1 pseudogene (running past one end of the window) is annotated in these 12,808 nt (G+C 66.8%); it reads left to right on the forward strand.

The features are described from left to right. Window positions 1–12,808 (forward strand): annotated as a pseudogene (locus ACFW0G_RS14330) (hypothetical protein) (its annotated part extends 36,951 nt beyond the left edge of the window); the annotation flags it as partial.

Consider the following 12,808-nt stretch of genomic DNA (forward strand, 5'->3'; position numbering starts at 1 on the left):
GTCGAGCAGGTGGCGAAGCAGCTCGGCATGGAGGATGAATCGAGGGTTCTGCTGGAACTGGCCGAGAGCCTGCCGGCGCATCCGCTCGTGCTGCCTTCGTTCCGCCCCTTGGTGAACACGCTCGGGTTCGGGCAGGACGCCGACAATGTCCGCCGGAACATCGACGACCGCGTGGAGGAGATTCGGCAGGAACTGAACTGGGTGCCGGAGAGCACCGGCAAACGGGATGTCTACAACTTCCTGGCCGTGCGCCAGCCCAAACCCGAAGAACTGAACGACAGCGAATGGCTGACCAGGGAGGCCCGCCGCTGGGAAGAGGAGAACGTCGGCCCCGCGCAAGCCGAGGCTCTGCGCCTGCTTGCTCAGGTGTGGAACGAGGGATGGTTCAACGAGCGCGATTACCACACCCTTCGGGACCACCTCGGCTCGGAGCACGCCGGGCTGATCCTGCGGGTGAGCGAGCAACAACAACGGGTGCCCAAGCTTCGGCAGCTGCACGATTCCCGGTTGTCGCGGCTACTTCCCACAGCCGAACTCCTGCGCCTGGCCCTCGAGACGAACAGCGATCCGCGCGAGGTCCGCGTCTTTGTCGAGAACTACGCGCGGACGCACCGAGGGCCCTGGGGGCTGGCGGACCGGAAGGCCGAGCTGTACGACGTGGCGCGGGACCTGCTGCCCCAGTGGAAGGCGTTCCAGCAGAAGCGGCTGAAGCCGAGGGCGCGTTTCCGGCTGTGGACCGCGGAGGAAGGCCTCCAGCTGTGGACCGTGGACAGGAACCTGCGGAAAGCGGGCCGGAGTTTCCCCGATCTGGACCAGCTGCCCGATCAGGACGTGCTGTCCGCCGCGCGAGGTGAGGCCTGGCCGGAGCCGTCCGGCACCCCGCGCCCGGCCGGACACGGCGCCGCATCCGCGTTCGATGGGTTCCGGTCCGGGTACGAGCCGGGTCCGGACCGGCCGGTGGGACAGGGGAGTTTCCGTACTCCGCAGGACGAGCAGCGGTTCGTCGGCCGGTTCCTCGGTGATCTCCAGGGGGTGAACAGGCCGATACCGGGTGAGTGGGCCGGCGCCGGGCGCTCGGAGGACTGTGTCGCGGTGACTGTCCAGATGGCGAACACCCGTCTGTCGGGCAGGTTGCATCGGGCGGAGCCGGTTGGCCCGGTGAGCGGTGCCCGGGTCGTGGAGATCATGGGAGGGGAGCACCTCCACCGGCGTTTCCGGGGCTTCGACGAGTTCAACGCGGCCGTCGAGCGGGAGTTGCCCGCCGAGGGGGTGGCTCTGGTGTCGGGCCGGGTGCGGCCTGGGTGGCGGCACACCTACACCGCTGTCAAGCTGGCCGGCGGGGCGATGGTCTATGTGGACGCGGATGAGACCGGTCGCATCCATATCCGGGACCTGTCCGGGGTCGAGGATCTTCGGTTCGCGCCGTTCGATCGCCGATCGACGTACGAGCCACCGTGGGCGGGCGAAGCCGAGGCCGCTGGGGCGCGGCGAACCGATCAGTTCGCCGCGGATGATGACCCGTTCCTGCGGGAAATGCACGCCGGGACCGGACCGAGTGATTCGGCCCGTGTCTTCGACGGGTTCAAGGACGGGTATGTGCCGCGCCGTGGCTCTCCGGTGACGGCGCGTGCGTTCCGTGCTCCGGAGGAATCGAAGCGGTACTACCAGGAGAATTTCGGGGACCGCGAGCGCTCGATCGAGCCGATGGGCGCTGAGGCCAGGGACCGGGTGGCGCGGCAGGTGGCCCACAGCGCGAGGATGCGGCTCGGGGCGTCTCACCTCAACGAGAATCTCGAGGCCGGCTTCCGCGGGGCGGGACAGCCGGAAGAGGTGCTGGTGCTCGGTCGTTCCGATGACGGGCAGTGGCGGGTGTTCCTCGCCGACCGGCGTGCCCGTGGTGAACGGCCTTCCGGCGATGTGGTTCGTTACGCGGATTTGTCCACCCGGGACATGGTCGACCTGTCGAACTTCTCCGATCTTCGATTCCTCCCGATCGAACCGCATAATGCGCGTTCGCTGTCGTCGTTCATGAAGCACCACCAGCCGTCGGACTTCCGTGGCCTTTTGCCCGGCACGGACACGTCGTCCGGCCCGGCCGTCGACAGGAGGACAGGAACCGAAAGCACGCCGACGCCGGAACGCGCGAAGGCTCCGGAACGTCGGACAGAACGCAGGATGCCCGAGACCGCGCGTACTCGGCACTTCCCGGAGCTGGCCGGCTTCGCGGAGGTGGACCCGCGCATTACGGCTCGGGAGTTCACTCCTGTGGTGAGCGACTTGGGTCGCGCCGGGCACGCGCAAGAGGATCTCGCGCCGATTCTCGCCGCGATCGAGAAGGTGAACGAGCCGGTTCCGGGTGAGCGGGGTGCCCCGGACGGTCGGTTGACGAACTGCGTCGCGGTGAACATCCAGGCGGCGAACACGCTCCGGACGGGCCGTTTGCATCGGGCGGAGCCGGGTGGTCCGGTGACGGGTGCCGATGTCGTGCGGGCGATGCAGCGACGTCTCCGGGGCCCGTACCCGAGTTTCTTCGGTGATTTCACCGAGCACCTCGATCGGGCGTTGTCCAGGGACGCGGCCAAGCAGGGCAATAGTGCCGTAACGCCGATGGCGTTCGTGTCGGCTCGGTTCCCCGGTAACGAGTATCGGCACCCGCTTCTCGCCGTGCGGCTCCCCGACAGCGGGGTTCGTTACATCGATGCCTCGGCCAGGAGCGAGGGGAATGCCTCCACCAAGCCCGTCGTCGTCGACATGTCGAACGCCCAGGCCGCGGACCTGTGGTTCGCGCCGTTCGAGTCCGGCAAGACCTATTCGCCGCCGGGCAGTCGCAGCAAGTTCGGTGGGCTGAAGGACAAGCTCGCGGCGTGGAATCGGGGTGAGGATTCCTACCACGAAGCCCAGTTCGCGAAGGAACCGCACGCCGGATCCGGGTCGGACGGACGGCACGGATCGAGCAGCAAGTCGTCGCGACCGAGCCGGTTGCCGATCCGCTCCGGTGCGCAGGCGCCGCGTTACGAAGCCGCGTACTCCAAGGAGGAGGTGAAGCGGCACTCGCGCAAACTCGACATCAGCGAGCATGAGTTCCGTCAGCTGGAGAAGGCCGGGCTGGCCGCCGCGCCAGGGAAGCTGGACGAGCTGGCCAAGCAGTTCGGCGATCCTAAAGCGAAACCGCTGGTCCGGCTGGTGCTGGCCGCGGACGACCCGCGCCAGGCGCTGGACGGGCTGCGCGCACTGCCGAAACTCGCCGAGAAGGTCGGCCTGCCCAACGCCAAACCGCTGTACCGCCTGGTGCGAACGCTGGGCGTCGACGCGAGCCACCTTCCGGTACTGCGTGAGCACCTGGCCACGCTGGCTCGCGACCCGGAGGCCGGATCGCTGAGCGGTGCCGCGCTGGTCGAGAAGCTGCGGCCCGAGCTGCGTCCGTACGGTGTGCGCACCAACGACGACATCGGCTACCTTCTCGGCCTGACCCACCGGCTGAAGTGGGGACCGGCCGACCTGAAGCACCTGACGTCGAGGGCCGACGGGATGGTACCTCTCGAGCTGCTGCACGAGCTGCCTGCGGACTACCTCGCTTCCAGGCTGAACCGGCTACGGGTTGCCGTAAATGCCGAGAAGAACCGTGACGCCCGCGCTCTTGCAGACCTCGTCGGGCTGCCGCCGCAGCCTGCCGTGATGCGGGCGGTGGCCGAAGGCCTCGGGCTGGGGTCGCTGGCGGACCTGGCGATCTTCAAGGAAGACCTGTGGGAGATCAGCCGCGGTGGCCTCGACGCCGACACCATCGTGCGGGAGTTCAACCGGCGGTTGGACGGTGCCGATATCTCACCGCCGCGTTACACCGCGTTGAGCAGCAGGCTGGGCTTCCCGGCGTTGGACCTCTTCGCGCTGCTCCCTGCCGATTCCCGGTGGTATTCCAAGCACACCACCCGGTTGGTCGCGGAGTTCCTCGAACAGCGCCCCGAGTCGCCGGTGGACGAGCGGGTGACCGCTCACCTCCGTGACCACGTGTCGATCGAGGATTTGGCCGAGGGGCTGCCCACCGATGACGCCGAGCGCGCCATGCTCGAGTTCGGTGCCATGGGCGACGTCGGCTTCGAGCAGATCCACGCCATCGAACGCCAGTTGGCGGACGAGGTCGGGGGCCGGGGCGCCGAGGATCTCGATGGACTCGCGCAGAACGTCGAAATCGCCGCGGAGATCGCTTCCTTCGATCGGATCCGTCGCCTTGCCGCGGCGCAGCGGCTGGCCGCGGCCTATGACCAGATTGTGCCGCTGGCCAGTGCTGTCCGCGTCGGGGATGGCCGGGCACTGGTGCGGGAGGCCCTGCAGTGGACGTCATCGGACCAGCCGCCCACGTACGCTGAGGGGGACCCCAACGCGGGACAGAGTGAGCATTCGGACCAGCCGACGTTCGTGGCACGGCCCGGCGACGAGATCCGCGCACTGATGCCGCGCAGGGACTACGACGGCAAGGAATCCGCCAAACTGGCCAGGAAGTTCGACGTCAGGCCGGACTACTTCACCACCGTGCTGCTCAGGACCCCGTGGTTCGACGTGGACGCGGTCACCAAGCTGGCTGATCGGCTGGACGTGACGCCTGCGGAGCTGGTGGAGTTCAGCGAGAAGATCGACCGGCTGCCGACCGATCTCCTGCAGCGCGCGCACCAACTGGGAATCGCCGACCTGTACACACCGCGCCAGTTGTTCGAGATGTTCCGCGACTTCAACGTGGATCCGCGCCGCACGACCTGGTTGTCCGATGCGTTCGCTCTGCTGGCCTCGTCGCAGAGGGAGGGCGAAGAGAGGCCGACGCCGTCCGAACTCATCGGGCACTTGCCTGATTACATCGAGCGCTACAGCGGTGATCACGCGTGGATGCGTGACTGGCTGTTCTGGGCGCACAGCCGATCGGTCGTTTCGGCCGAACAACGCGCGCGCGAAGCGAACCTGTGGCTGAACGATTGGTGGGCCGGCCAGACGGGCGTGAGCCCGGACGACGTCCGTGCCGACCTGCGGGACCGGCCCGGCCTCCTGGCCCAGACAGTGCTGGTGTCGAACAAGGTCGGCCTCGACCCCAAGACCGAGTACCCGAAGCTGCGTGACTACCGTCAGCCGATCGACCAGCTGGCGGAGGCGCCGGAGTTCGCGCGGAAGTTCGGGGTACGTGACGCGCGGAAGCTGTACGGTTTGGCGGTCGACCGGCACGCCACCCTCGAGCAGCTTCGCGGATTCCGGCCACTGCTCCACGAACTCGATGATCCGGACAGAGGTGTCGAGCGGGTGGCCTACCGAATCTCGCGCACGGTCAGGGAACTGTCCGACATGATGCACGCCCCGGACGATGATGCGGTATACCGGTTCTTGGGCGAATTCGGACCGTCGCGCGAACAGCTGACCGAGCGCGGCCTGCGCACAGTGACCGAGGAGGCGCGTCGCTGGGCCTGGGAGCGGGAATTGGCGAAGGAGGACTGGTTCGACCAGGCGAAGTACAATCGCCAGCGGGACGAGCTGGGCCGCGAACACGCCGAGAATCTTCTGGGGCTGAGTGAAAGCCTGGAGACGGTCCCCGACGTTATCGGCGCGGCGAAGCGACTGCGCCCGGATACCCTGACCCCGCAGGGGTTGTTGCAGGCATCGCGTGACCTGGGGCTGCAGCCGGCGGAGCTTGTGGACCTCGCCAACCGGGAGCGGATCTCCGACCCCGATGAACTGGTCGACGCCTACTACCGGGATCCGGAATCACGGCCGGTCGACTTCGACGGCGGAACCGATGCGTGGAGCCCGGTCTCGGTCGGTGCCGGGGAGTCGCGGTTCGCGGACGACTATCAGCACGGTCGCATGATCACAGGCAACAGCTTTGCCGCCCCAGCGGACAACAAGCGATTCTTCGCCGAAAACTATGGCGACTTGAAGTTTGTGAACCAGCCGGAAGCCGGCGTGCATGAGTCGGCACTGCAAATCCTGGGTCGAGGCTATAACTGTAGTCCCGTCACAATTCAGTCGGCCAATATGCGTAATAATCCGGGAACCTTGTTCCGTGCCGAGCCCAGCGGTGGGACCAACATGGCGGAATTTGTCCATGCCGTAGCGGAACCGGTAGTAGGGCCATTCCGGGAACTTGTGCAGGTTGAAGAAGCTCTCAGGTCCTTGGCGAGCAATGGTGACCATGTGGCCGTTCTGATTGAACGAGTCGATCAGTCGCATACGGTTATGGGGCATCTGGACGGTGGCGGAACACCGCGGCTTGCAGACGTTCATGCCCGCGAAATGTACAACGCGTCCAATAAGGACAAGGCTTACTATGTTGTGGCGTTGCGGCGCGGCAAGGTCTATTCGGCGCCGTATCGGCGAGTTGAAGACGGCCTTGGGCTGACTGACGATGACATTGCCGACGACAGTCATAACATGCAGTGGTTCGGTTACGGCGATGCGTTCAGGTGGTTGTACCAATTAGGTCTGAGTCCAAAGGCGTATTTCAAGGATCTGCGTGCGTTGAGCAAGCAGCTCAACCGCTTCCCGGAAGAGTTGCCGAGTGTGGCGCGTGAGAACGGACTGCACCCGAAGGTTCTGGTCCGGGCGGGCGCGGAGACGGGATTCGCCCCAGGGAAGCTGGCTCCGTTCCGTCGTCTGCTGGCCCCCTTCAACGGAGAGCCGGGACATTCACCCCAGATCGCTCACCGTGCGAAATGGATTCGAGACCATGTGCTGCCCGAATTGATCCAGGGCCTTCGCTGGAATCGGGACACCTTCGACCGGTTCCTGGAGAGCGGGTACGCCGTACACCCGGGACTGGACGCGGCCTTCGATCGGCTGTTACGGCGGGATCCCTCCTGGACCAGCGGTTTGCGCGAGTGGGCAGGCAATGCCCAGCTCTGGCGGATGCGGAACATGGCGCCTGGCTTGGCGGGGCAGACCTTCCACGGCGGGCCCGGCGCCGGTCTCGTCCAGGGACAGACTCTTGGCGCGGGCAGGGGCAACGTCGGCACCGGTGATCTGATCTTCTTCGGCAGCTTCGCCACCCCGGCGGAGTCCAAGCGGCACTTCATCGAAAACCACGGCGACTTGGCGCAGGTGAACAAGCCGGAGCCCGGCGTGACCGAATCGGCGATGGAGACCTTCGGCCGAGAACTGAACTGCATTCAGACCGCGGTGATGGCGCGGAACACTCACCACCATCCGGGAACGGTGTTCCGGGCCAAGCCGAGTGGCGGGAACACGGCGGAAGAGCTTGTCGCGGCGACGGGCGGGCGTGTGGAAGGGCCCTACCGCACCCCCTCGGAGGTGAACGATGCCGCTGTCCGGCTCGTGCCCGAGGGTGGCGCCGAGATTTTGCTGATCGCGGGAGACGGCTCGTCTCCGTGGCACGCGGGACTGATCACGAGGGACAGCGCAGGAAGGGCGGCGGTTCCGGACGGACCCGCCAATGACATGGCCCGTTTCGGGCCGGATACCCAGCAGTTCCATGTCCTTGTGCTGCCCTCGAACGAGGTCTACCTGCCGCCGGTCCCCCGGCCGGTCGAGCGTGCTCTGGGGCTGGACGACGGTGACATCGCCGCCGATGCCCGTGACGTGCCGTGGTTCAGCGAGGACCGTTATGAGCGTCCTCTCCGGCTGTTGAACGACGCCGGCCTTGATCCCCGGCATCATTTCGGGTCGTTGCGTGAGTGGAGCCGGAAGCTCGACCGGTTGCCGGACGAACTGCGGGAGATCGCGGACGAAACCGGGGTCGAGGCGGGAGTCCTGCTGCGGTTGGGCGCGGAGACCGGGCTCACGCCGCGGGCGCTGGCGCCGCTGAAGCGCCTGATGGTGGAGTTGAACGGCGACCGGGTGGATTCGCCCCGGTTCGAGGAGGCGGCGAACCGGTTCACCCATGAAGTAGCGCCAACTCTCGTCAAGGGACTCGGCTGGGACCGGAGCACCCTCGATCGGTTCCTGGCGAACGGCACATCCGCGCATGCGGACCTGGAGCGGGCGTTCGAGCGGCTGCTGAAGCAGGATGCTTCGTGGTCACGCGATCTCGTCCAGGGTGAATGGGCGCACAACGCCCAGGCGTGGCTGATGCGGGACCTCGGCGTGCCGACGCGGGACGTCGATCGGATCCTCGGGGAGACGCGGGATCTTCGCGCCGAGGACTGGTTCGATGCTCGTGACTTCACCGGCCTGGTCGAAAAGATGGGTGGCGAGCACGCGGCGACGATCCTCGACGTGAGCCGGGCACCCCACCGCGTCCCTGCCGACTTGCCGAAACTTGCCAACACGCTGGGGATGCGCCCGGAGGACCTGCTCGATGCGGCGCACGGGGTGCAGCGCGATCCGCGGGACGTCGCCAGCTTCATCGCGTCCACCCGCCGGCCCGACCTGACGCCCACACCGCGGGGACGAGCCAAGTGGCTGAAATCGCTGAGGAGCGAGTACTCGCGGTGGGAGACCGGACAGCGGGAGCGCCTCCTGCTGTCGCAGGACCAGCCGATGTCCCAGGTGTGGGAAAAGCTGCGCGACCACGGCCTCGGGTTCGCCGCGCCGGAAGTGCTGGATCGGCCCGCGTTCCGGGACGGTTGGCGGCACGGTGACGCGATCTCCGAGGACGCGTTCGTCAACCCGGTGGACGCCCGGCGTTACGCCGTCGTGCACTACGACTCGGCGCTGGAGGTGAACAGGCCGCAGCCGGATGAGACCCACCAGGACCTCCGGGGCCGTGAGACGAACTGTCCGGCGGTGGCCGTCCAGACGGCGAATGCGATCGAGTTCGGGCGCGAGTTCGAGGCAGAGCCGAGTGCCCCGCTGACGGGCGCGCAGATCGAACACCAGAGCCGCGTGGAGTTCGACGAACCGTTCAAGGATTTCAAGGCGGCCGACGAGTACGTTCGGGGCGCGTTCAAGCCGGGCGACCAGGGACTGCTTTCCTTCCGGGGAGCCGACGGGATGCGGCATCTCTACAACGTCCACAAGCGCACTGAAGACCATGTCGACTACCTGGACATGACGCGAGTACCGGAAGAACTCGGCGACGAGACGGGCATGGCTCGTCTGCGTGCGGCTCACGAGGACGTGCGGATCGCGAAACTGAAGAGGGGCAAGGAATACCGGCCGCCGTATGCGGAGCCGACACCGCGGCGGCCCGTTCCGGGGCCGGCCTACCTGCGCGAATTGCATGCCGGCGGCCCGGCGGAGGTGACGGGGAAGGATCGCAGGGGTGCGGTGAGGATGTTCGATCCCCGCCGGGTTCGGGTGGAGAAGACCGCTGTCTTCGCCGAGCGGAGCCGTGGCACCGCGGGGCTGGACGTGGGGGCAAAGGGCAGGGGCGGCGATCTGGAGAAGATCGTCGCCAGGCTGCAGGAGTCAGGGGGTGTTGTCCGGACCGCGCCCGGTGAGTCGGTCGGCGAGGCAGCCAGGCTGGAGGATCGGCTCAGGCTGGTGTCGCTGCCGTCTCGTGAGGTGATCGTGCTGCGGCTGCACCCGAAGGAGGGCCAGGCCGCGAACAAGGTCCGGGTGCGGGTGGAGCGGGACGGGCACCACGCCAAGACGAGGTTTGTCCACGCCAAGTCCGCCGCGCAGATCGTGCACGCCTCGAAAGCTTTCGCGTCCGCTTACCGGAGGCTTTACGTTTCGGCGGACAATCCGCCGGGCGTGGTGTTGATGGTGCGTGACGGCCGGTCGCTGGCACCGTCGTTCGTCGAGGAGTTCGCGCGGCAGTTGACCAAGTTGATGATCGCGAAGCCGGTCACCCACAAGAAGGTCAACCGTGCCGCGGTGTACACGGATCGGCGTGCGATGGTCCGGGCCAGCACGGATCACTATCTCGGTGTTCCGGACAACCGTGGCTGGGTGACCTACGCGCGGGTCGCCGAAGATCGCTCAGGCCTGAAAAAGGTCGCGGACGGCGCTCGAAAACTGTTCAATCCGAACAGTGACTCAGGTCATCCGTTTATCGTGAACGTCCGGCGGGAGACCAGGTTCGACGACGACGAGCTCGAGTACCTCGAACAGCAGCCGCTCGGCGGGGCCAGGGAATCGGGTGACGAAGATCAGGCCGGTAGTGCTGCGCGTGATTCTGATTCTGATTCCGCGGCTGAATCAGATCGCTCGGGTACGAATTCGGATCGTTCGGATTCCGATGCGGAGTCAGTGGCGGGTGCTGGTGATCGGTCGAGGCGGTCCTCGACGTCGTCTGCGGGCAAGGGGCTGGACCGGGAGGATCTGCGGGACCTGGATCCGGATGCCAGGCCGGTGAACCCCGGCGTCGCGCCGGAGGTGAGGGACGACCCACTGGATGTCGCCGCCTTCGTCCGGTCCACCCAGCGGCGTCCGTTGATGCCCGGCGAGCCGTGGGATTCGCGGCGCACCGAATACTCGCGGTGGGAGACCGCCCAGCGGGATCGCCTCCTGCTGTCGCAGGACCAGTGGATTTACCAGGCGTGGGAAAAGCTGCGCGACCACGGCCTCGAGTTCGCCGCATCGGAAGACCTGGATCGTCCGGTGTTCCGGGACGGTTGGCGGCAGGGTGACGCGATCTCCAAGGACGCGTTCGTCGATCCGATGGACGCCCGGCGTTACGCCGTGGTGCACTACGACTCGGCGCTGGAGGTGAACAAGCCGCTCCCGGTCGATTCCCGCCAGGAGCTCGCGGGCCGGATGACGAACTGTCCGGCGGTGGCTGTCCAGACGGCGAACGCGATCGAGTTCGGGCACGTGTTCTGGGCAATGCCGGGCGCACCGCTGACGGGGGCGCAGGTCGAGCACCTGATCGACAGCGAATTCACCCAATCGTTCAAGGACTTCACCGCGGTCGCCGAGCACATCAGGGGCGAGTTCAAGCCTGGTGACCAGGCCCTGGTTTCCTTCCGGGGAGCCGACGGGAAACGGCACATCTACAACGTCCACAAGCGCACGGAAGACGCTATCGATTTCCTGGACATGCAGCCGGTGCCGGAGGAACTCGGCGACGAGTCGGGGATGGCGGATCTGAGCGTTCGTCACCAGGACGTGCGGATCGCGAAACTGGAACGAGGTAAGCGATACGATCCGCGATACAACTCGCGATTTCCGGCGTTGCGTCAGTGGCGGGAGGACGGTCCGGAATATCGCCGGGAACTGCATGGCGGCTCGGATTCTGTTGTCGGCGTGGACCGCAAGGGGCGCAAGGTAAAGCTCGACCCGAGCACCTTGTCCGGGCGGTTCTTCGTGTACTCGGACGACGACCGCGGCACTGCCGGTGTCGAAGTGCGGTCGAAGGAAGAGCCGAACCAGCAGCTGAGGAGCATTGCGGAGGAATTGCAGCGGGAGGGGCGAGTCGTCCGTACCGCACCTGGGGAGTCGGTCAGTGCGGCGTCGGCCAAATCGGCTACCCGTTTGGGAATGGTACCTATTCCGTCCGACGATGTGATCGTGACCTTTCTGCATCTTGACTCGGACGGAAAAAAGTTCAAGGTGTGGGATTCCTATGAGCAAAGGACGGGTTACTTCGACGCGGAGTCGGCCGCGCGGATCACGTACGGCTTCGAAGCTTTCAGGAAGGCGTATGGGAGGCTGTCCGACCGGGTGGGATCCCCCGACTATCCGCCCGCGGTGCTCCTCGTCGTCTCCGGTGCCGATTCGGGGTCGAAGTCACTTGTCAAGGACTATGCCAGTCATCTGACCAAGTTGATGATCACGAAGCCGCCTGGTGGTCTGAAGGCGAATCGCGCCGTGGTGCACACCGGCTGGAACGGCGTCCGGGTGAGCAGGGACGACCGCCTCGGTGTCCCGGACAACCAGGGCTGGGTGACGTACCAGCGGGTCGCGCAATCGCGCAGGGCTCCGGACGGAGTACTCGGTTACCTTTTTTCCATCGACAAGAAAGTGTGGAGCTATCCGCTTACCACGCTCGACAACAGGTACACCAGGTTCAACGATGTCGAGTTGAGCCGGATCGCGCGAGCTGAGCGGTTGCAGCATGAACCGGAGCCGCCGCAGCCGCAGGTGCGGCCGGAACGGCCGGAGTCGCCGGTGCGACCGGAAACACCAGAGCCGCCGGTGCGGCCGGAGCCGCCGGTGCGACCGGAGCCGCAGGAACAGCCGGAGCCGGAGCCGCTGTCGTCGGAGTCGCCGGTGGTGGGTGATAGGCCGCGGGCGCCGTATTCGGGGTTGGGTGCTGGTGCGACGGAGCAGCCGCGGCCTGTGGAGCAGCCGCAGTCCGAGGTGAAGCCGCGGCGTGAGGCGAAACCGCAGTCCGCGCCGACGCCGCGGCCTGAGGCGAGGCCGCAGTCGGAGCCGGAACAGTCGAAGCCTGAGGCGGGGTCGTCGAAGCCCGAGCGATCGGAGAAGGGCAAGAAGCCCGTTCGTCCTGGGCCGCGGCGCGTTGAGGTTGCCGATGTCGAGGAGCAGCATTCGTCCGGGTCCGGCGATTTGCCGGGGTCTTCGCCACCATCGGGTTCGACGTCCGGGCCGGGCGCTGGGGCGAAGGAGCGACCACGACCTGAGGCGAAGCCGCGGCCTGAGCCAAGGCCTGCGCCGCAGCCGCAGTCGCAGCCCGAGGTCAAGCCGCGGCCTGAGGAGAAACCGCAGTCCGCGCCGACGCCGCGGCCTGAGGCGAGGCCGCAGTCGGAGCCGGAACAGTCGAAGCCTGAGGCGGGGTCGTCGAAGCCCGGGCGATCGGAGAAGGGTAAGGAGCCTGTTCGTCCGGCGGCGTCGGAGTCGCCGGTGGTGGGTGATCGGCCGCGGGCGCCGTATTCGGGGTTGGGTGCTGGTTCGACGGAGCAGCCGCGGCCTGTGGAGCAGCCGCAGCCCGAGGCGAAACCGCAGCCTGAGCCAAGGCCGGTGCCGCAGCCGC

It is taken from the genome of Amycolatopsis sp. NPDC058986 (assembly GCF_042741125.1).
GTDB lineage: Bacteria > Actinomycetota > Actinomycetes > Mycobacteriales > Pseudonocardiaceae > Amycolatopsis.